General features: G+C 44.6%; 19 protein-coding genes. 16 read left to right on the top strand and 3 right to left on the bottom strand.

Annotation, left to right across the window (positions count from 1 at the left end; genetic code table 11):
• Positions 1-2: 2 nt before the first annotated feature.
• Genes BM377_RS06415 through BM377_RS06370 form a run of 10 tightly spaced genes read left to right on the top strand, consistent with a single transcriptional unit; the run spans position 3 to position 11628 of the window.
• Positions 3-764 carry a DUF5672 family protein gene (locus BM377_RS06415; RefSeq protein WP_092245487.1) on the top strand — a complete coding sequence of 254 codons (762 nt, stop codon included), beginning with the start codon at positions 3-5 and terminating at the stop codon, positions 762-764.
• Positions 761-1846: a glycosyltransferase family 2 protein gene (locus tag BM377_RS06410; protein ID WP_092245484.1), complete on the top strand. Its 1086-nt coding sequence runs from the start codon at positions 761-763 to the stop codon at positions 1844-1846. Before BM377_RS06415 ends, BM377_RS06410 begins: the two co-directional genes overlap by 4 nt.
• 10 nt (positions 1847-1856) lie before the next feature.
• Positions 1857-2822, top strand: coding sequence for a glycosyltransferase family 17 protein (locus BM377_RS06405; RefSeq protein WP_092245481.1), 966 nt, complete (start codon positions 1857-1859; stop codon positions 2820-2822).
• A gap of 59 nt (positions 2823-2881) precedes the next feature.
• Positions 2882-4090 (top strand): hypothetical protein, encoded by a 1209-nt coding sequence (locus BM377_RS06400; protein WP_092245476.1) that lies wholly within the window; start codon positions 2882-2884, stop codon positions 4088-4090.
• 26 nt (positions 4091-4116) lie between these two features.
• Positions 4117-5520 (top strand): DUF3329 domain-containing protein, encoded by a 1404-nt coding sequence (locus BM377_RS06395; RefSeq protein ID WP_092245473.1) that lies wholly within the window; start codon positions 4117-4119, stop codon positions 5518-5520.
• Entirely contained in the window at positions 5504-6496 is a 993-nt protein-coding gene (locus BM377_RS06390; RefSeq protein WP_177223818.1) for a glycosyltransferase family 2 protein, read from the top strand. The genes BM377_RS06395 and BM377_RS06390 overlap by 17 nt, the downstream gene beginning before the upstream one ends.
• 53 nt (positions 6497-6549) lie before the next feature.
• The gene (locus BM377_RS06385) at positions 6550-7734 is read left to right on the top strand and encodes a polysaccharide pyruvyl transferase family protein (protein WP_092245467.1); all 1185 of its coding nucleotides are present in this window, start codon (positions 6550-6552) and stop codon (positions 7732-7734) included.
• Positions 7731-8660, top strand: coding sequence for an alpha-1,2-fucosyltransferase (locus tag BM377_RS06380; RefSeq protein WP_092245464.1), 930 nt, complete (start codon positions 7731-7733; stop codon positions 8658-8660). Before BM377_RS06385 ends, BM377_RS06380 begins: the two co-directional genes overlap by 4 nt.
• Positions 8660-10225: a lipopolysaccharide biosynthesis protein gene (locus BM377_RS06375; RefSeq protein WP_092245461.1), complete on the top strand. Its 1566-nt coding sequence runs from the start codon at positions 8660-8662 to the stop codon at positions 10223-10225. The genes BM377_RS06380 and BM377_RS06375 overlap by 1 nt, the downstream gene beginning before the upstream one ends.
• 53 nt (positions 10226-10278) lie before the next feature.
• Positions 10279-11628, top strand: a complete 1350-nt coding sequence (locus BM377_RS06370) for a glycoside hydrolase family 88 protein (RefSeq protein ID WP_092245458.1) — start codon at positions 10279-10281, stop codon at positions 11626-11628.
• A gap of 143 nt (positions 11629-11771) precedes the next feature.
• Here BM377_RS06370 and BM377_RS06365 read toward each other — a convergent pair whose 3' ends face one another.
• Together BM377_RS06365 and BM377_RS06360 are read right to left on the bottom strand one after the other, a co-directional pair.
• Positions 11772-12029 carry a hypothetical protein gene (locus BM377_RS06365; protein ID WP_092245455.1) on the bottom strand — a complete coding sequence of 86 codons (258 nt, stop codon included), beginning with the start codon at positions 12027-12029 and terminating at the stop codon, positions 11772-11774.
• 97 nt (positions 12030-12126) lie between these two features.
• Positions 12127-14112, bottom strand: coding sequence for a carbohydrate-binding domain-containing protein (locus tag BM377_RS06360; RefSeq protein ID WP_092245452.1), 1986 nt, complete (start codon positions 14110-14112; stop codon positions 12127-12129).
• A 292-nt stretch (positions 14113-14404) separates the two neighbouring features.
• Here BM377_RS06360 and BM377_RS06355 point away from each other — a divergent pair, with 292 nt between their 5' ends.
• The 4 genes from BM377_RS06355 to BM377_RS06340 all read left to right on the top strand — a co-directional run bounded on the left by BM377_RS06355 (position 14405) and on the right by BM377_RS06340 (position 16644).
• Positions 14405-14869 (top strand): Hsp20/alpha crystallin family protein, encoded by a 465-nt coding sequence (locus BM377_RS06355; protein WP_092245449.1) that lies wholly within the window; start codon positions 14405-14407, stop codon positions 14867-14869.
• A gap of 181 nt (positions 14870-15050) precedes the next feature.
• The gene (locus BM377_RS06350) at positions 15051-15251 is read left to right on the top strand and encodes a hypothetical protein (RefSeq protein WP_092245446.1); all 201 of its coding nucleotides are present in this window, start codon (positions 15051-15053) and stop codon (positions 15249-15251) included.
• The gene (locus BM377_RS06345) at positions 15238-16020 is read left to right on the top strand and encodes a mechanosensitive ion channel family protein (RefSeq protein WP_092245444.1); all 783 of its coding nucleotides are present in this window, start codon (positions 15238-15240) and stop codon (positions 16018-16020) included. Before BM377_RS06350 ends, BM377_RS06345 begins: the two co-directional genes overlap by 14 nt.
• A 12-nt stretch (positions 16021-16032) precedes the next feature.
• On the top strand, positions 16033-16644 hold the full coding sequence (locus tag BM377_RS06340) for a thymidine kinase (protein WP_092245441.1): 612 nt from the start codon (positions 16033-16035) through the stop codon (positions 16642-16644).
• A gap of 92 nt (positions 16645-16736) precedes the next feature.
• Here the strand turns inward: BM377_RS06340 and BM377_RS06335 are convergent, their stop codons facing one another.
• Positions 16737-17807 carry a hypothetical protein gene (locus BM377_RS06335; RefSeq protein WP_092245438.1) on the bottom strand — a complete coding sequence of 357 codons (1071 nt, stop codon included), beginning with the start codon at positions 17805-17807 and terminating at the stop codon, positions 16737-16739.
• 1144 nt (positions 17808-18951) lie between these two features.
• Here BM377_RS06335 and BM377_RS06325 point away from each other — a divergent pair.
• Both BM377_RS06325 and BM377_RS06320 read left to right on the top strand, forming a co-directional pair.
• Positions 18952-20304, top strand: coding sequence for an ArsB/NhaD family transporter (locus tag BM377_RS06325; protein ID WP_092245432.1), 1353 nt, complete (start codon positions 18952-18954; stop codon positions 20302-20304).
• A gap of 61 nt (positions 20305-20365) precedes the next feature.
• Positions 20366-20965: a cytidylate kinase-like family protein gene (locus BM377_RS06320; RefSeq protein ID WP_092245429.1), complete on the top strand. Its 600-nt coding sequence runs from the start codon at positions 20366-20368 to the stop codon at positions 20963-20965.
• The last annotated feature ends 41 nt before the right edge of the window (positions 20966-21006 follow it).

Here is a 21006-nt window from a genome sequence, read left to right as displayed (position 1 = left end):
AAATGGAGAAAAAGATAAAGCTCCCGCAGGTTACTTTATGTGCCCTTACGAGTGTCAACGTCTACGAGACGGTGCAGGCGCTTAAGTACAGCATGAGGGAGATCGAGTTCGGAGATGTCGTTCTGGTATCGGATAAAAAGCCTTTTTATCTTCCGAAGAACATCAGATTCAGCTATACAGATAGGCTCGACAGCATCGATAAATTCAATTACAAAATGGTCTACGAGCTAAAAGACCACATAAATACAGATTTTGTGCTGCTTGTTCATGCGGACGGATTTGTTATTCATCCCGAGAATTGGAACGATGAATTCCTTAATTACGATTACATCGGTTCACCTTGGCCGCTTCCCAAGAACGACTACGCGTACAGAGACAGTAAGGGCAATATCTGCAGAGTCGGAAACAGTGTTTCTATAAGGTCCAAGAGACTTCTTGAGTTCCCGGCTAAGCACAATCTTCCGTGGGTACGTGTTGACGACGGATTTTACAACGAAGACATTTTTATCTGCTGCCATTCCAAGAATGCAATGGAAGAAGAGGGGATAAAGTGGGCGCCGTTTGAGCTTGCGCTTACGTTTGGAAGGGAGCATCCGCTTCCCGAAAATAAAGGCGTTGAGCCTTTTATCTTCCACAAGTGGTGGGGTGAGAACGCAGATTATCCGAGGTTTTACAGCCCCAAGAAGAGATTTAAGATGGCGGTCAGACCTTTTCTTTTTTGGAGAAAGACCAAGAAGTGGAAAGAGGAGCATAACATCACATGATTTTTTCGATCATTGTTCCGGTGTGCAACGGGCAGGATTTCTTAAAAGAAGCCGTTGACTCCGCGCTTTCTCAAAAAGTTCATACAGGTGACTCGTTTGAGATTATCCTTGTCGAGAACGGCTCAACGGACGACACACCGAAAATCTGTGATGAGTACGCGGCTTCTCATGACAATGTAAGTGTTATTCATGAGGGCAGGATCGGCCTTTATCAGGCAAGGCAGGAAGGCATCAAAATCGCAAAAGGAGATTATATCCTCGCGCTCGATGCCGATGATAAGTTAAAAGAGAACCTGCTGGAAACGCTCGGTGAAGTTATAAGAGGGTTTGCCAAAAACGAAGGCTCGGAAGTACAATCCGAGGGCAATGAGACGAATGTAACAGGTTATGACTCAAGCCCGGATCTTATCTTTTACAACGCTGCTGATATGGACAAGCCCGGCGATAAGCTTCGCGACTTTCCTTTCAAAGAGGGAAAACTCTATTCCGGCGAAGATAAGAAAGCATTTAAAGAGCTGGTTGTAAAAGGCGATAAGCTAAACGCCATGTGGATCAAATGCATCTGCAGAGATATCGCTTTTATAGATACAAGGATTGAAGGACTTAACTACGGCGAAGACCTCTATCAGACCGCTGAATACGTCGATAGAGCTTTTGGAATAGCTTATATAGACAAGGTTTTGTATCTTTACAGAAAGAGCGGCGTAAGCCTTACGGCAAGCTATAACAAGGCTTTTCTTGATAATCAGAAGATTGTCTGGAACAAGGTCGATGAGCTTACAGGTAAATGGGGAATTGATGATTCTCCTCTTAACGAGAGAAAGGCTCTTACCTGTGCGATCGCGGCGGTTAGGATAGTTTATTCTGCGCTGTCTTTATCTGATAAGAAAGCTAAGATAAAAGAGCTTTTTGAGGATGCTTTTTACAAGAAATATGCGCGCTTCGATCTTCCGGAATGGGCGCCTATCGAGGATGTAATCATACACGAAAAGGCAAATACAAGTGCCATGGGAGCGACATTTAAGCTCCTTGCGGAAGCGGCCAAGCACGATTTAAAAAACGCGATCAAAAGGCGGATTTGAAGAGGTTATCATGGTATACGATCTCATACCTTTTTTTAACGAACTGGATATTTTAAAGCTTAGGCTCGGAGTGCTCGAACCCTACGTGGACCGCTTTATCATCGAGGAATCCACGATGACTTTTTCGGGTGAAAAAAAAGAGCTTTGCTTTGAGAAAAACAAAGAACTTTTCAAGGACTATCTTGATAAGATCACATATATTGTTGTCGACGATACGCCCGTGGAGGCCAAGTCTCACGAGAGAGATTATTTCCAAAAGAACCGTCTTATAGAGGGACTTAAAGAAGTCGGTGCAACAGAGGATGACGTGATCATCTTCGGTGACGTGGACGAGATTCCAAATCCCAAGGTTCTGACACAGATAATAGATAACTTTGATAAAAACAAGGTTTACCACCTTGCGCAGAGAAATTTCTATGTGTACATGAACAACGAGGAAAAGTCCGGAACGCTTAAGTCGATAACCGGAGAATTTCCCGATGTTCCGCAGTCTGAGAGAAAGTGGCTCGGAACCAAGATCACTTCGATAAAGAATATTCCGGAGGAAGGAATCGTAAGACTTCGCGATCTCATTTCGGTTACGGACGAGAGATCTGTCAGAGTAGCTGACGGTGGCTGGCACTTCGGATACATGGGAGGCTACAAGGAAAGCAATCCCGCCAAGAGAATCGGAGTTAAAGTTAAGGCCGCAGCTCATCAGGAGTACAACGACAGAGAAGTGCTCGCCGAGACAATGGACCACTTGGTTCTCGGTCAGGATATCTTTGGAAGAAACGCAAGATTCGAGCGAGGAGAAGTGGATGATACTTATCCCACATATCTTCTCGAACATCTTGAAGAATATAAGCACCTTGTAATGCCTAAGATCACAGCATTTTCCAAGTGCTATCATTATATTGATATCACTGCGGGAAGATTTATGAGAAAGGCTGTGCACAAACTTAAAAGGATGTTGGGAATAGATAAGCGCGGCTGATGCTACTCCGGCATTAGATATATGCCGATAATGACTTTTACGATAGGAACGGAAACTTAATGAATTTTCTGAAATTGGAAGATGAAAAGCGAATTAAGCTGACCAACTTAATATTTTATATAGCGCTTACAATAGAGCTTCTTCTCATGATCTATGAAAAGAGTGAGCTGCCTGATCCCGGGATTTACTTTAATGATCCGAGGGTCTACAGCTTATTGTTCAGAGGCACTTTTATCCTTGCTCTCGTGGCAGTACTTTTTATGAAGCACGGAAAGCGTGAGTGGATTATTCTTGTTGCTGCTTTCGCGTTCACTTTCTTTTGCTGGAGAATATCAGGTAAGAACGATCTTCTTAGGATATTTACTTTCATGGCGGCTGCCAGGGATGTGGATATTAAGAAGACTATGAAATATATCTTCTACGTTTCCCTTGTTGGATTTGCTCTCATAGCACTTTTATCCGTTATCGGAGTTATGGGTAATATCTATGAGGTACACGACTACGGAAGAGATAATGCGAGTGAGCTTCGCTACGTATTCGGATTCGGACATCCCAATACGCTTTACGGCTGCGTATATGCCCTAAGCGCAATGTGGATGTGGCTATACGGCAAGAAATCAGGAATTATCAAATGGCTTTTGGCATTTTCTTTTAACATAGCAATATGCTTTTTATCCAAGTCAAAAACCGCACTTGCGATAAGCGTGATGTTGTTTGCAACGGGACTTATCGTCAGATATTGGAATAAGATCGCAGAATGTAGGATAATATATATATTAACAGCACTTGTGACACCGATATTCTGCGTCGCATTTTCCGTATGGTCGGCATGTGTAAGCTACATACCGAGATACCATCAGGAAATGAAGTGCCACGATTTCATTTCGAAGATCGATGAGCTTCTGACGAACAGGATTCACGATCTCTACAGAGGAAATGAGAGGCACGCGGGAGCAATCGGTACCTGGAAACTCTTCTCCGACAGAATGAGTGAAGAGGCATTCGACATGGGCTGGGTAAGGCTGTTTTACTGGTATGGAATCATACCGGCTGTTATCATAAGCCTATTGGTATTGCTACTTATATACATCTGCTATAAGAAAAAAGACGCGATGACACTTGTCATCATCTTATCGCTTTCAATCTACACTATTGTTGAAGCGACGTTTGTATCTAGGTTTATCGGAAGATTGTTTATATTCCCGATAGCCGGAATTTATCTTTGGGAGTTCTTTTCCCAAGGTAAATTAAAAGAAGAGCGATCATAAGATCGTAAACCGAAAAGGAGCGCAAGATGCCTGACAAAAATAAAAAGAAAATCTTTTACGGACTGGTATTTTTGGCTTTTGTTTCCGTTACAATATTTAGTTTTTTAACTCCCGCGATGTGTGACGACATCATTTACGGGGATACGGTTGCCGAAGCCAACAACTTCTTTGACATCTTCGTGCAGGAGTATGAGCATTATATGGGCCATTCCGGCAGAAGCGTTGCGCATATCATGCTGAGAATCTTCTTGTACATAGGCTCTAAAGCATTCTTCAATATCGTTGCGGGAATTGTGTTCGCGATCCAGACGCTGCTTATATACGCTAATATCGACAACAGGAAGAAATACGATATCGGAATGTATTCTCTTGTCGTTTTATTCCTTTGGTTCTTTGATCCTACGATGAGTAACTCTGTGTTCTGGGAGACCGGCGCGTGCAATTATCTCTTTACATCAACGATAATGCTTGCGTTTATAACGATTTACAGAAAAAAGGCCAGGAGCGGAGCCGCAGAGAAGCCGATCACCGCTGTCCGGATGTTTGTTTTGGGACTTCTTTCGGGATGGTGTAATGAAAACACATCCGGCGGAGTTATACTTTTTCTTTTGATATTGCTTTATCTTAAATACAGAGAGAACAAGGATTTCAAGTTCATCAAGCCTTGGATGATCACAGGCCTCGTTGGATGCATAACGGGACTGGCATTCCTCGTACTCGCACCCGGAAATGGAAACAGGAAGCTTGCTGCGATTGACAATGAATCACATTCGGGACTTCTTGCATTCGGAGCGAGATTTCTTAAGGTTACACTCAATATTAAAGATAACTACATGGTCCTTACTATGATGTTTGCGGTGCTTTTGGTTGTGATCGCATATATGATGGCATCTAAGAGTAAGTTCTTTGAGATGACGGGATACATGAGACTTATGGGATTTATCGCGCTTGCAACTGCGTATGCGGTTGTTGCCGTTCCCGGATCTCCCCAGCTTAGAACCTTGTACGGAGCAGGTATTTTCCTGATGATCGCGGTCCTTAACGGAATCGCAGTTATAGCGAATACTGTAATGCTTGGTGGCTCAGATACTTTCCCTCAGGGACTTTTACAGATGTTTATCACATCATGTACCGTGATCCTCGCTATCTTGCTCGTTTTCACTTATATCGAGCAAGGAGCGAATCTTGCCAGGATAAAGGGCGAGTTCGATGAAAGAGATGCATACCTCAAGGAGTGCGCGGCTAATGGCGAAGACGATGTTGACGCACCCATGCTTAGGCCCGGCAGGGAGAATAGATTTACCATGGCGTATGAATCCGATATTTCGGATGATCCCGACTATTGGATCAATGATGCCTACAGATGGCACTACGGAATAGACAATATAACCGGAATTCCGAGAGATGAATGGAATGAGCTCTATGAATGATGAAAAGCTTGTAAGCATAATAATCCCTGTTTATCAGGCAAAAGACACACTGCGTGAGTGTGTCTTATCTTGTTTGAACCAAAAGGAAGTAAATGCGAGCGAGTTTGAAGTTATTCTTATAGATGACGGTTCCACGGACGGAAGCGGTAAAGTATGCGATGAGCTTGCAAGCGAATACGAGGGCAAGGTTTTTGCTTATCATATAAAAAACGGCGGTGTCTCCAATGCAAGGAATCTCGGCATGGAGAAGGCAACGGGAAGATATATCGCATTTGTCGATGCCGATGACAAGGTTTTGGATGAATATCTCGAAAACATGCTGCGTGTCCTGGACGATGCCACTGTTTTGGTGGATGAGATCGGAACCGACATCGGAACAGGCAAACTGAGCGGCTATCAGTATTTGGAGAACTATCTTATAACAGGTAATTCCCACGTCTGGGGAAAGCTCTTTTTACGAAAGGCAATAAGCGATGAGAACATCAGATTTAAGGATGGGCTCACGATCGGAGAGGATCTTCTTTTCCTCATGGATATAGCCCTTTCTCAGGGAAAAGAGCATACGATAAAATGCATAGATAAAGCGGATTACATTTACACCGACAACGAAAACGGCGCGATGAAGACCGCATTTAAAGAAAGCTTTTTAGACCAGCTCGCCTGCTGGAAGCTTGCGGAAGAAAGGCTGATAAGCGCAGGTAAATACGTTTCGAGATATGCTCATGTAAGCCTTGGCGTATCGATGGTTTTGACGGCACTTCTTGTTGTCGGAAAGGTTGCGATGCTTGATGAAAAAGAGCGCGACAACGACCTATCAAGACTTGCGATAGATGAATCCAAGAAACAGATACTTCACGCACTTAAGACAAGAGGTGTATTCGCGGGGCTTTCAATGGGACACAAGCTTAAGGTGATGATCTTTAGGATCAGCCCGAACCTGTATCTTAAGCTGTATGGAAATTATAAGCGAGGCTAAAGTGCGTACGAACCGGGGACAGACAATATTATAGATAAAGGGTATGGCAGAATATGGATATAAACGTAAACAGACCTATAGTTTTATACATGCATGCGGGAAGCGGAAACCACGGCTGCGAAGCGATCGCAAACACGACGGTTAAGATGATCGCGGAAAAGAGAAGGCAGGAAGGCATTTCAACTAAGCTCCCTGTTTTTATCGTGACCAATTCCGCAGAAGAAGACAGAAAGTATTCCCTTGGAAAGCTTGAGAAAAAGGGACTTTGCACGATCGTTGAAGAAAATCACATCGATAGACACTTTTTTGACCACCTCATATACTATATTTACAGAAAGCTTTCGGGCGATGAGGAGTCTTTTTTAAGATACAGGTTTAAAGATGCAGGTATCGCATTTAACGAGGCTTTGGAGAGATGTGAAGGCGAGTGGGACAATACTCACAGACCGCTTGCGATCTCTATCGGAGGCGACAACTACTGTTATCCCGAGATGCTTTCAGATCTTATCCTTGCTCACAACGTCTTCATTGACAGAGGCTTTAAGACGGTCCTTTGGGGCTGCTCTATAGAGCCGGATTCGCTTAAGGACAAGAATCTTTTGGATGACATGAAGGCATTCGATCTGATATACGCAAGAGAATCGATCACATACAATGCGCTTAAGGATGCGGGAATCGAGGAAGAGATCTTATTCCTTGAAGAAGATCCTGCCTTTAAGCTTGATACCAAGGAGCCCAAGGAAAAAGAGGGCTTTGTACCCGGAAAGACCATCGGTATTAACTTAAGCCCCATGGTGCAGGATAGGGAGAGCACACCCGGTATCACAATGAAGAATTACACGAATTTCATTGACCATGTGCTTAAAGAGACGGACCTTAACATTGCGCTTATTCCGCATGTTGTATGGCCTACAAACGACGACAGGAAGCCGCTTTCGGAGCTCTTTTCCCTGTATAAGGACACGGGCAGAGTTGTGATGATCGACGATTGTTCCGCAGAGGAGCTTAAGGGCTACATTTCAAAGTGCTGCTTCTTTATAGGAGCGAGAACGCACAGCACGATCGCGGCGTACAGCAGCAAGGTTCCCACGCTTGTAATCGGCTATTCCGTTAAGAGCAGGGGCATTGCGACAGATCTTTTCGGCACGTACGAGAACTACGTTCTTCCCGTGCAGGAGCTGAAAGAGGAAGATTCGCTTATTAAGGCTTATGAATTTTTGAAAGAGAGATTGGCATGATAATCATTCAGATTGCGGGCGGTCTGGGCAACCAGATGCAGCAGTATTCTTTATACAGAAAGCTTGTTGAGATGGGCAAGGAGGTTAAGCTTGACCTGTCTTGGTTCGCCGAGGACATTCAGAAGAACATGCTTGCAAAAAGAGAATTCGAGCTCTCTTTATTTGAAGGCCTCCCGTATGAGATCTGCACGGATGAAGAGAGGGAGCGCTTTTTAAAGCAAGGTCTTTTGTCCAAGGTTATAGGAAAGATATTCAAGAAGCTTGGGATTTGGCAGTCAAGTAATCCCAAGGTTTTCGAAGAGAGCAAAATGTACCATGATGAGATCTTTGATCTCGACGATAAGTACATCACGGGCTACTTCGCTTGCCAGAAGTACTACGGCGATATCATGCCGGGACTTAGGAAATTATTTGTTTTTCCTAAGAGTGAGAACGCTGAGCTTGAGAAGAAAAACAGCGAGCTTGCGAAAAAGATGGATAACGAAAACAGCGTGAGCGTTCATATAAGGCGCGGCGATTATCTCGATCCATCCAACTTTGCGATACTTGGAAACATCGCGACGGACGAGTATTATAAAGGCGCGATGGAATATTTTGAAAAGAAATATCCGGACGTTCATTTCTATATTTTTACCAGCGATCATGAGTATGCTCGCGAGAATTACGGCGACGAGAGCAAGTACACGATCGTTGATTGGAATACCGGAAAAGACAGTATGTACGATCTTATGCTGATGAGTCACTGCAAGGGCAATATCTGTGCAAATTCAACCTTCAGCTTCTGGGGCGCAAGGCTAAGCGACAGGCCGGATCATGAAGTAATCCGAACTTATAAGATGAGAAACAATCAACCGGTAACACCGGAGATTATGCATGATTACTGGAAAGACTGGATACTTATGGACAACAAAGGAAATATAGTTTAATGGGAAGAGTTCAGGCAGCTAAAAAGAATATAATGTTTGGTACGGCGGGCAAGATCGCGACGGTGGTCTTACCCTTTATTCTGCGAACCCTTTTTATAGTTGATATGGACAAATATCTCGGTATCAACAGTTTGTATACCGAAGTTCTATCGTTCCTCAATATGGCTGAGCTGGGAATAGGAACAGCCATCAATTTCAGCCTCTACGGGCCCGTTGCCAGGGGTGAAAAAGAGAAGGTAAAGTCCTACATGCAGCTCTATAAGAAGGCGTATTATTACATAGCGCTTGTAGTTACTGTTATAGGACTTGCACTTGTGCCTTTCCTTGGTTGGATCGTCAAACAGCCTGAAGGGATGCAGATCGCACAAAGAGATCTGGTTCTTTTTTATCTGATCTTTCTTTTTAACACGGTGAGTTCGTATTTTGTGGCGTACAAATACAGCCTTGCCAATGCTGAGCAAAAGAGCTATATCCAGGAGAATGCATACAACGGAACCAAGATAATCTCTGTAATATTTCAGATCATCGTAGTTGTGCTTACAAAGAGCTTCTACATGTTCCTTATCACGGATGCGATAATTCAGCTTATTCAGAAGGTTATTATTTCGAGATATCTGGATAACAAATATCCTCTTTTAAAAGAAAAAAATGTAGAGCGGCTCAGCAAGGATGAGGAAGATACCATATGGACCAAGACCAAAGCGCTTGTCCTTCATAGGGTCGGGGATGTCTTCAGGCTTCAGACGGATGCCCTCATCATTTCCAAGATAATCGGAACGGACAACGTCGGATATGTCAACAATTACACCATGGTCGTAATGGCCGTTTCCGGTGTTGTTGATACACTGTTTAATTCGATCACTACAAGCTTTGGAAATCTCATCGCAACAGAAAGCAAGGAAAAGCAGTACAGTATGTTCAAGATATACAGGTTTGTTGCTTCTTGGATCTATGGTTTTGCCGGTGTCGGATTTATGCTGCTGCTTTCGCCGCTTATTGAGATATGGACCAAGGGCGCCAAGGGCGTTAAATGGGATCCGATCTGGCTGTTGACTCCGATTGCGGTATTCCTCTATATCACTGATTTTTATTTTAAGGGCGAGAGAAAGGTTCTCGTTAATTTCAAGACGGCTGCAGGAGTGTTCGAGCAGGACAAGTACCTTGCGCTTATTCAGGGCGTTGTTAATCTCATCCTGTCAATCTGGCTTGCAATCGCATGGCGCGATATTCCGACTATCTCAGGTATTGCCGGTGTATATGTGGGAACCGTGGTTTCAGGACTTATCGCCAATATAACCAAGCCCATAATTATTTACAGGACATGCTTTGACAAGAGTGCTTGGAGCTATTTCTTAGATTCATTCAAATACCTGGCATCTTTGATCGCTGTTATGGCGGCATGTTATGCTATTCAGAGACGCGTTATGCCTGTGGCAAGTATTCCGGGGTTCATCGTAATGGTAGTTGTTATTACGGTGTTGTTCAACGGAGTATATCTGCTTCTGTACGGAAGGACAGAGGAGTTTAAGTATCTCGTTGGTAAGATCAAGAACAGAAAGGCGTGAGTTTGGCGCCGGTCTGATCAGAAAAATGTGGCGGAAGCCGGAAAGGCGGAGCAGTGGAGAATTCAGCATATTTTGAACTTGTAAAAGTGACGGCGAATCAGCTTGAAAATATCATGAACGTGAGCCTTTCAGACAGGGCAAAAGATACGGTGAAAAAGGTACTCGGAAGAAGCGTGCGCACAAAAGATCCGCTGTTTTGGCCTGCAGGAATGCTGATGCTGGGGCTCGTTAGCGCGCTTGAGTATCTTGATGCTGAAAGTGTGGGTGAGGGCAATGTGACCGGTTCATCCGATGCAGGGGACCTCGGCGCGGATTCGCCCAAGACGTATGCCGATTCGGCACGCGGATTGCGTAAGCGGATCGAATCCGTGATCGGCAAGCACCTTGATATGTGGCTTTCAAAATATGGCGGCAAGATTGATTATATCGACGATGCGCTTTCGGGATTTTGCTTTATCAAGATGTATGAGAGAACGCGCAATACCAAGTACAAAGATGCCGCTGACAAACTCGCGGAGTTTATAATTAAAAGCCCCAAGGATTCGGCGGGCTCGGTTATCTACAATGCATCTCGAGGGAACAAAAATATCTTTGCCGACGGGGTCGGACAAGTAGCCATGTTCGCGGCGGAATATATTAAGGTATTTGGAACCGGTGAGGATTCGAGCGAGGGCGTAGAGAGTAGACATAAGGCGGAACAGAAAAAGTTTGTCGAAGGCATGCGTTCTGTCAAGGACAATCTTTTAAAGAATTTTCATACTTTCGGAAGAGATCCTAAGAGCGGACTTATCTATCATGCGTATGAATTACAGGAAAATGTGAGATACGTGATCGATGGTGTAAATAATGAAGAGCAGCGAAGACATACCGAGTTCTTCGCAGAGAAGAAAGGTCTCATGTGCTGGGGCAGAGCCTTCGGATGGCTCATAATGGGAGCCGCAGGCGCAGCAGCGTCAAGCTCAAGCGCAGCAGCCGGACCCGGCGCAGAAGGCGGCATCGGTGCGACCGGCGCGGCAGCATCGGGCTCAAGCGGCGCTTTCGACGTAGGCGATTGGTTCAAGGAGCTTGCCTTGGCGACATTGGATTATCAGCGCGAAGACGGCGGATGGAGCTGGCAGCTTCAGTCCGTTGACGGACATATCGACATGTCCGCTACAGGAATGATCGCATATGCGCTTTCTGTGGGATTAAAGAGTGATATCTTTTCTGCAGAAGAGCAGACCAAGATAAAAGAAGCAGTGCAGAAGGCTTCAGAGTGTATGTCACATCACATCGACGGAGGCGCAGTTCTAGACGCGCTCAGCTCATGTGATGACTTCGGCGTTCACTACCAGACTTACGGCAATTATCCCTGGGGACAGGGCGCAGTTCTCGCCGCAATGTCTTTTGCCAAGGCAAACTGAATACGACGCAGTACTTGCCGAAATGTCTTTTGCCAAGTCGAACTGAATACAACGCGGTTCTCGCATCGATTTCATTGGACATAAAAATACTGCCCGGATAATTTTATCCGAGCAGTTTTATTTTGAGTTTTTTGCTGACCGATTTATTTCGCTACCGCCCATGTGATACCGTACATCTGCTCCATGAGCTTTCTGAGCTCGTCCTTCATCTTGTCGCAGGCACTTGCTTCGTCAACGAAGTCGATCTCGCCGATGCGATCTTTTTTATCCTGGAAGAATACTGCCCAGCCGTTCTTGGTCTTGTCGAGGCAGATTCTGTTCTTGTGATGTCCGCCCACTTTGTATAATTTAGAAGGAACAAGGTGCTCCTTTAAAAATCTCTTAAGCTCTTTTGTATTCATAATGCGCCTCCCCACATGTAAAAAACACAATGTAGTTTTTAATACTACATGTAATATATCATATAACTACGTGAGGCGCAATAGCTTTTACCGGCTTTTATTCTGAATCGGAATCTGTCTTGGATTCCTTTTTCGAATCCTTTTTTGAAGCATCCGTCGGATTAGGTCCGGGGAAGTTCATCTGGAAGCTCTCATGGTTGGTTGCATTTATTTTAGTGGCTTCAAGAGTACCTTCAACATCGCCGCATGTAAAAGTATAAGTCTCGCCCGTGATAAGATCGGGTGAAGAGAAAATTATACTGTCGCAGTTCTTTTTGAGGGTCAACTGAGATACAAGGTTACCACTGTTATCAATAATGGTGATGATGCCGCCTTCATTAAGGTACTCATCAAATACGAACGTAAGTGATTGCTGCGTGGAGGATTCGTCAGCAACGTCAAGCATATCTGACATACCAAGTGCTGTTACGATGCCTCCTTTAATAACAAGCATTCCGCCGTCCTCGAATCCTACGTCAATTGCGGCATTTCCGGAATTGGAGGGTCCGTCAACGTAAACCTCTCCGCCGGTAATAATTATATTTTTGTTTGAATCTATTCCGTCTCCTTCGGCATTAACATAGACTTTACCTCCGGAGATATTTATGATTGGTTCGCCTTTTTTGTCGGATGCATTGATACCGTCATCGGTTGAGACAACACTGATATCGCCTCCGGAAATATCTATATTTGTTGATTCGATACCTTCACAGCAATCTGTAATGTTGAGCTTTCCGCCTGTTACGATAAGGCTGTTATCGGCGTGAACGGCGTCATCACTGGATGCGATCTGAATGCTTCCTCCGTTTATAACGACGCTGTTATCAGCGTGGATGCCGTCATCGGCGCTGTCTATAGTGATAGAACCATCATTTATCATGAGTGTATCACTTGCCTTGATAGCTTTTCGGCTAAGCTTTTCCGACTTCTTCGTTTTTTCCTTGGATTCTTCCGAAGAACCGGAGTTAGCTGAATCATCTGAATCGCCTGAATCATCGGAATCATCGATGGTCGCATCTGCGGGAGGCTCGGGGCGCATTCCGGAATCACCGAAGTTCGCATCTGCAGGCGGTGCGGGTGGCATTCCCGAATCGCCGAAGTTCGCATTTGCAGGAGGCATAGGAGGCATTCCCGAATTACCGAAGGCGGCATCAGGACTCATCCCTGCTCCGTCAAATGTGGGTGGAGTTTCAGATTTTTTTTCTATAGAGGCGGAGCCTTGACCCGTGGTGATATTGAAGGTGCCGCCGTTTATCGTAAGATTACCGTCAGCCTGAAGTCCGTCTCCGACAGATGCCAGATCGTAATGGCCCGATGTGACGATAATATCGTTGGTTGCTTTGATACCGTTGTTGGTCGTTGTAAGATTGATGGTCGTATCCTCAAGATATAAGGAATCCCTCGCATGAATGCCGTTTCTCATATATCCGAATACATCAAGTGTACCGCCGCCTTTGAAAGAAAGATTGCATTCCGAAACGATAACGCCCTTCTTGGTAACGGGAGTATCCTTGTTTTCGGAAGTTTCGGCCGATGCTTCGTTTGTGGAGTTGTTAGTGTATGTGGCCGCTTCCAAGGCGCTTTCATATGTGCCGATCTCAGCACAAGTAATACTGTTGGTGGTCGTATCGGGAACATAGACCGTTACGTTACTTGCGGATTCAACGTAGATCGGAGCCATGTTCAAACAGCGAAGATCGACTCCGTTTAGGATCAGAGTTACTTCTTCATCCGCTGTGAAAACTCTTATCTGTCCATCGTCAAGATAGCCCTCGATGCAGTAATTACCGCCTTCTGTGATCATAGCTACATTGCTGACCTGCGAAACATATTTTTTATCACAATTGACTTTCTTGCCGTTAAGAGTGATGGTTGAAGTTATTTCATAGGGAATCTGTGAATGCGGGACTGACTTGGCGTCGAAAGATCTTCCGCTCTTTGAATTCGAGGTGAAAAAGCGAAAGCAGGCAATGAATCCTGCGATAAAAAACGCCGATATGAGGATGACTACAATCGATTTTTTAAAGATGGATTTTGAGTTCATCGGTTTATTACCTTTACATGTGTGGTGGGGGTATTAGTTCTTAACCATAATTATAACAGTATGGTTCACAAAAAGACAGTAAAATATCTAACGATAAGGATGAACGGCAAATATTTTTTAGGATTCAAATTAATATTTTTTTTATAATTAAATACTTGATTTTTTGTTCTATTTGTTCTATAACATACTTGAAAAGAAAATTAGCAGCCGAGACATGAGAGTGCTAACACAACATGATCGGTTGCAACCAAACACTACAACAAAAAATTTATATAAAAAGGAGTGATGACTTATGTTGATGCCTATGTTATGGAGTAACAATAACTTATTTGATGAGATGGATGATTTCTTTAACAACAGATTCTTCGGTGACCTGTGCGATACAGGACTTACCGAGAGAAACTTCGAGCCGGCATCAGGTCTTATGAAGACTGACGTCATCGAGAAAGAAAACGGATATCAGCTCGAGGCTGAGCTGCCCGGATTCAACAAAGAAGATATCAACATCGATCTCAAGAACGAAGTCCTTACCATCAGTGCTTCTCACAATGAGAACAAGGACGAGAAGGATGAGAACGGCAAGTACATCCGCCGCGAGAGAAGAAGCTCATCTTACCAGAGATCCTTCCGTACACCCGGACTTAAGCCTGAGGATATCATAGCTCAGTACAAGAACGGTGTTCTTACGGTCAGCATCCCCAAGAAGGAAGCAATTCCCGAGAAGGAAGAAGCTGTGAAGATCGAAGTTAAGGACTGACGCGCCGGATTGAATTTAAGAATTGAATAAGAGTGAAAAGGGTCGGCAGCAACCGACCCTTTTTTTTAATGCTTCAATGATATAAAATGCTTATAAGGATTACAAATACATGTACAAAAAATATATGTATATAATGTACATGTATATAAAATGAGCAAATATCATGCGGAAACGGAGCACCATGGAAAAAGAATTCGAATACGAAGGCTACAAAGGGACCGTCAACTACGACAAAAACTGTGATTACTACACCGGTGAAGTCGTGATCGACGGGCGCATATATACATATGAGGGTGACACTCTCGAGGAACTTCGCGAAGATTTTGAAGACATTATTGATTCTATGATCGCATTTGAGGAAATGGACGATGGAGATACTTGAATACTTTCTTAAATATGCACTTCCGCTTATTCTGGCATATTTCATAAATCTTTTGATCAACAAATATATCAGCAAGGAAAGGCTTCGCGGCAAGATACACCTTGTCTTTTTGCGAGGCATATTGATCGCTGCTATCTGGGGATTGGCATTTTTTACGATCGCCGGCAATATTCCTTTATTTAAAAATGCGTGGAAGACATTCGCAGGATCATCAGCACTTATCGCGGCTATCTTCGGTCTTGCTGCTCAGTCGACATTATCCAATGTGTTTGCGGGAATAGCGATCTCGGCAGCGAAATCAAGACCTTTTGACATCGGCGACAGAATAAAGATTGATAACATTGATCCCGGCTTTGTCGAGAACATCACGCTTAGACACACCGTTATCAAGACTTATCAGAACGAGATAATCTATATACCCAACTCAACAGTGGGCGCGGCGACTATCATCAACTATACGCAGGAGCAGTCTTTTTCTTTTCCTATTGTGGTTTCGGTTGCTTACGGCACGGACATGCAAAAGGCTATGGACATAATGGCCGACGTTGTGGAGTCGCATCCGTCACATCACGGAATGAGACCTACAGTGCTTTGCAAGAGCTGTGACGACAGCGGAGTGACGCTTCGTGTGCTTGTTGAGACAAGGGATTTCAGGGAAAATCCGAAGGCATGCTCTGACTGCCTTGTTGAGATAATGAAGCGATTTGCACAGGAAGGAATCGAGATTCCTTACAACAAGCTTGTGGTCATCAATTCGGAAGAAAAATAAAGTGGAGAAGGTATGGGAAAGTTATATTTCAGGTACGGAGCAATGGGAAGCTCCAAGACGGCAAATGCGCTGATGGTGCGCTACAACTACATCGAGAAGGGACAAAAGTGCATTCTTTTAAAACCCAAGACCGATGACAGGGACGGCGAAAAAGTCGTTAAGTCCAGAATGGGACTCAGCGCAGAGGCAACATTTGTTGAGGATTTCATTGATGAAGTAAAAAACGAGTGGTTTACCAAAAAGTCTGAAGGCTGGAAGCAGCTTGACTGCGTGATCGTGGACGAGGCGCAGTTTCTGACGGAGGAACAGGTTGATATTTTGGCGCAGGTCGTTGATAAGTACGATCTTCCCGTTATTTGCTACGGACTGCGTACAGATTTTACGAGTCATCTTTTTCCCGGATCAAAAAGACTTATGGAGATTGCCAACTATATAGAAGAAGTTCCGACCGTGTGCTGGTGCGGACGCCGCGCGCATTTCAATGCAAGAGTGGCTGATGGCAAGATTGTTCGCACGGGCGAGCAGGTTATGATGGGCGGAAACGAATCTTACGTATCACTTTGCAGACGTCACTTCTTAAGCGGCGAAGTTTACGGGGAGAGAGAACGCGCAGTTGATCCTTGACCTAATAGTTGACCGGAAATAATATAACGCAAACAATAAGGGCGACCGCACCGAATGAATCAACATATTTCATTCGGGCGACGCCCATTTTTTTACCTTGCGGCCAGATCGATCTGCTGAACGACTCCGGCACCGCCGCTTTCCTTCAGATATACTCCGCTTGAGCGAAGCTTCGCTGCAATGTTAAAAGAGCCGTCTCGAAGCTGATAATCTGTCATGGCGCTTCTTAAGTATATCGCGCCGACATCAGCTTGTTTAAGTGAAAGAAGAGTGTCTGTTCCGTCTTCATTTCTTATCCAGACTCTTAGTTTGTTATAGATCTCGTCGTTTTCATCGATCCATCCGTTGCCGTCTTTGTCATAAGCGGAAAGATCGTTGAAACCGTTGCCGCTCTGCGTTCCGAAGAGCTCCGAGCCGTCGTTTATCTTGCCGTCATTGTTGATATCAAGGGCAAGAAATCCCGAGCCATCGGCGAGATTTGCGATTTTTTCTTCTGTTCCGTCACAGTCAAGATCGAAATAGAAGGATTGATCGCTGATCGTAGTTACATCGCTTCCAACATTGATAACGAGCGGATCAAGGAAGTTAAGCGACTGAGCGAAACTTAATCCTGCCGATTCAACGAGCTTTGATGACATGGAAAAACTGACTCCGAAATCGATGATGCGCCCATCTTCCGTGAATGCGGTTCCCGTGCCTTCAAATAAAACCTCCTCTTCTTCGATGTGACTTTGCGTCAGCGTTGTCACAGACAGCATGCTTCCTGATTGAATAAGTCCCGACATTTTTCCGAGCATATCATTGTAGCTTGCCGACTTGCTGTCGCCGCCGAGCCTTTGCATGAACTTCAGGATCTGATCCAAAAGAGATGTCCTGATCGCCATTAACTGCTCGGCAAGAGATTGTTCGGTTGGGCTTAGCTGCGCAGATTTTGTGGGCTTTAGAGAATTGTAATTCTCACTTCCCAGCGCAGTGCCCTCCCCGGATAATTCCGTGTTTTTCAGGGAAATCGAGTTTATAGTATCCAATGTCTTTTTTTGCTGCGCTTCCAGATTCCCTTGGAATTTTCCGTAGACTGCGATGCCGCTCGAAAACTCTGCAAGATTACTCTCGTAGTGCTTCGAAGTCGACACCAGGTTGACGTTACTTTGTGCAATTTTCATGGTTCTTACCTCCGATCGGTAGCCCTGAAGGTGCACATTTTGCGCAAAAAAAGTGAACCTTCAAAGCTGAAGATTTGATATCCTCCTTGAAGATCCATGCTTTCCGTAGCCCAATACACCGTGGCCGGAAGAAGACTTCCGGCGCGGTGATATTTCATAATATATATCGGCACGCGGCCGCGGCAAGTTAAGAGAGCAGCGTGGAAAATAAGAAAGAAGTTAAGGGATTACGGGGTGAAAAGAGAATGTGCTCACGAGCCCGTAAAAAGTAGCGGCGCATTACGGTTGGAAAAGAGAAAGTGCGCCGGGGCCCGTAAAGCATGCACCGCCTGCAGAGAAAATTGCGGTTTGCGGCGGTGCGAAAACTTGCAGAAACACCGCCAGAAACGAAAAATGTCGCTCCGGGCGGTGCGGAACGGAAAGAAAACACCGCCTGCAGAGAAAATTGCGGTTTGCGGCGGTGCAAAAACTTGCGGAAGCACCGCCAGAAACGAAAAATGTCGCTCCGGGCGGTGCGGAACGGAAGGAAAACACCGCCTGCAGAGAAAATTGCGGTTTGCGGCGGTGCAAAAACTTGCGGAAGCACCGCCTGAAACAAAAAATGACAATCCGGGCGGTGCAAGATACATTAACAAGGCTGCCCACCAATATAGATGGACAGCCTCATACTTAAAAACAAAAATGGCATTAGTTAATAAATATTACAGCCTTACGCGATGATAAAACAATTCCAAAAGAAATCTTGCCAGCTCTGGGGCAACTTATTTAATAATCTCATGTATATTCTCTCCTTTTATGCATTATATTTGTGAAATAAATATTTCATATACATAACATTATATTACGACAAGCCCCGCCCGGTGTCAACCCGAAAAAGCAAATACCCATCAAACTCCGCCCTCCACGCTGTCAAGATATAAAACAAATCCGCCCCGCCACCGAATTATATTGGTCATCCTGCACATTGTCTATTTCCGCCTGCGGTGTTATCATGGAGGCATATTTTTTTGAAACAAGGGCGTTTCATCTAGAAAAATCAGATGGGACGCCTATTTTATGTTATGCGGGACAAAAGCGTAAGTTCAAGCGAGCTTGGTGGAATCCCCGATAAGACATAAGGTTTCAGACAGCAGGAGGTTATACATTGTTAGCAGCACAGATTTTTGCCGTAATAATCTTTATCGGAATGTTCGTTATGATCGTTCTTGATAAGATTGAGAGGCACTACGTAACACTGGGAAGTGGTATTCTCACACTTACCGTCGTATTTGGAATTTGTATGGGCAATTTAAATGCCATACTCAATACACTCGCATTTAAAGATTTCTTTACAAGAGATTTCTGGTATCAGCTTGAGGAAAGCGAAAGCGCAGGTATCAACTGGGCGACCATCTTATTCATCGCCGGAATGATGGTGATGGTAGAAGGCATGGCAAAGGCGGGATTCTTCCGCTGGCTCTGCATGAAAATTGCTTTTCTTGTCAAATGCAAAACAATTCCGATCTTTATCACCTTTACTATAATGGCCGCCGTTCTTTCGATGTTCATCGACAGCATCACGGTTATCATGTTCCTTGCGGCCGTAACCGTAGAACTCGCACAGCTCTTGGACTTCAATCCTTTACCGATGATTCTTTCGGAGATTTTCTGCGCCAATCTTGGCGGAAGTGCGACCATGTGCGGAGATCCCCCGAACATCATCATCGGTACTTCACTTGGTTTATCATTCTTTGATTTCCTTACAAACACAGGTATTGCAGCGGGAATAGGCCTTGTTGTGGCTATCGTTTTCCTGTATTTTGCATTCAGAAAAGAGCTTGTTTCTAAGAAAGCAGAGAAGATAGATATCAGCAAGCTCCCCGATCCTTCGGAAGCAATTACGAATAAAAAAGACTTCATTATAAGTAGCGTTATTTTCGCATGCGCGGTTATTCTTCTCGTAACGCACGGCACAACTCACCTTACCGTTGCAACGATAGGTCTTTTCATCGGAGCGCTCACGCTCCTTACAGCGGGAAAGCACGCGCTTGAACTTCTCAAAAAAGTTGATTACAAGACTCTTGTCTTTTTCATCGGATTATTTATTGTCGTAAGCGGACTTGAAGAGACGCAGATTCTCGATAAGATCGCTATGTTTATCGAGAGCATAAGCGGCGGAAACAAGAGACTTATGATCGCCATCATTCTCTGGGTATCCGCTATCGCCAGCGCCTTTGTGGACAACATTCCTTTCGCGGCAACGATGGTTCCCGTCATAAAGAACCTCTCCGCAGCATCCGGAATGCCTATAACAACACTTGCATGGGCACTTGCCATAGGTACCGACATAGGCGGAAGCGCAACACCGATCGGAGCGTCTGCAAACGTAGTAGGAACCTCAGTTGCAGCCAAGAGCGGACACCCCGTAACATGGGGACGCTATTGCAAGAAACTTGCACCTGCAACAGTAATAATTTTGCTGGTTTCAACAATATATTTGTTTATAATATACTTATGATATAGGTGCCAAAAGACAGGGCACAGAAAGCTTACATGTTGGCATCAACGGGAGGGTGATTATGTCACAGATTATTATTTCAGTCGGACGTGAATTCGGAAGCGGCGGGCGAGTTATCGCCGAAGAACTGGCTAAGAGATTTGAGCTTCCTATATACGACCGTCATCTGATCACGGAGATCGCACAGAGAATGGGGATGACAATCGATTCCGTGGAGAAATACAACGAAACCCCCAAGAATGTCTTTTTATCAAGACGGGTTAAAGGATACAGCAATTCCATCGAGGACAATATCTCCGAGATGCAGTTCGATTTTCTTGAAGACAAGGCCAAGAGCGGCGAATCCTTTGTCGTGATCGGAAGATGTTCCGAGACCAAACTCAAGAAGTATCCGGGACTCATTTCCTTCTTTATATTAGGTGACATGGATAAAAAGATCGAACGCGTCATGGAAGTCTACGGACTAAGCGAAGAGGACGCCAAGAGATTCATACTTAAGAAGGATAAAAAGAGAAAGCGTTACCACAACTATCATTGTCAGGGAAAATGGGGCGATTCGAGACTCTACGATTTTTCAATAAACAGCTCCAAGCTCGGCATCGATAAAACCGTGGATATAATTGAAGAATATATTAAGGCACGTATAGAGGAACTTGGATAAGACAGACGTTTGTTACTGAAGATCTGAATGGTGAAACAATA

It is taken from the genome of Butyrivibrio sp. INlla21 (genome assembly GCF_900116875.1).
In the GTDB taxonomy this organism is placed as follows: domain Bacteria; phylum Bacillota; class Clostridia; order Lachnospirales; family Lachnospiraceae; genus Butyrivibrio.
This window is presented reverse-complemented; position numbering and strand designations above follow the sequence as displayed.

Bases quoted from the DNA above. Each gene is read 5' to 3' on its own strand.
- BM377_RS06415 (WP_092245487.1), top strand. From the start codon at position 3: ATGGAGAAAAAGATAAAGCTCCCGCAGGTTACTTTATGTGCCCTTACG.
- BM377_RS06410 (WP_092245484.1), top strand. From the start codon at position 761: ATGATTTTTTCGATCATTGTTCCGGTGTGCAACGGGCAGGATTTCTTA.
- BM377_RS06405 (WP_092245481.1), top strand. From the start codon at position 1,857: ATGGTATACGATCTCATACCTTTTTTTAACGAACTGGATATTTTAAAG.
- BM377_RS06400 (WP_092245476.1), top strand. From the start codon at position 2,882: ATGAATTTTCTGAAATTGGAAGATGAAAAGCGAATTAAGCTGACCAAC.
- BM377_RS06395 (WP_092245473.1), top strand. From the start codon at position 4,117: ATGCCTGACAAAAATAAAAAGAAAATCTTTTACGGACTGGTATTTTTG.
- BM377_RS06390 (WP_177223818.1), top strand. From the start codon at position 5,504: ATGAGCTCTATGAATGATGAAAAGCTTGTAAGCATAATAATCCCTGTT.
- BM377_RS06385 (WP_092245467.1), top strand. From the start codon at position 6,550: ATGGATATAAACGTAAACAGACCTATAGTTTTATACATGCATGCGGGA.
- BM377_RS06380 (WP_092245464.1), top strand. From the start codon at position 7,731: ATGATAATCATTCAGATTGCGGGCGGTCTGGGCAACCAGATGCAGCAG.
- BM377_RS06375 (WP_092245461.1), top strand. From the start codon at position 8,660: ATGGGAAGAGTTCAGGCAGCTAAAAAGAATATAATGTTTGGTACGGCG.
- BM377_RS06365 (WP_092245455.1), bottom strand. From the start codon at position 12,029: ATGAATACAAAAGAGCTTAAGAGATTTTTAAAGGAGCACCTTGTTCCT.
- BM377_RS06360 (WP_092245452.1), bottom strand. From the start codon at position 14,112: ATGAACTCAAAATCCATCTTTAAAAAATCGATTGTAGTCATCCTCATA.
- BM377_RS06355 (WP_092245449.1), top strand. From the start codon at position 14,405: ATGTTGATGCCTATGTTATGGAGTAACAATAACTTATTTGATGAGATG.
- BM377_RS06350 (WP_092245446.1), top strand. From the start codon at position 15,051: ATGGAAAAAGAATTCGAATACGAAGGCTACAAAGGGACCGTCAACTAC.
- BM377_RS06345 (WP_092245444.1), top strand. From the start codon at position 15,238: ATGGAGATACTTGAATACTTTCTTAAATATGCACTTCCGCTTATTCTG.
- BM377_RS06340 (WP_092245441.1), top strand. From the start codon at position 16,033: ATGGGAAAGTTATATTTCAGGTACGGAGCAATGGGAAGCTCCAAGACG.
- BM377_RS06335 (WP_092245438.1), bottom strand. From the start codon at position 17,807: ATGAAAATTGCACAAAGTAACGTCAACCTGGTGTCGACTTCGAAGCAC.
- BM377_RS06320 (WP_092245429.1), top strand. From the start codon at position 20,366: ATGTCACAGATTATTATTTCAGTCGGACGTGAATTCGGAAGCGGCGGG.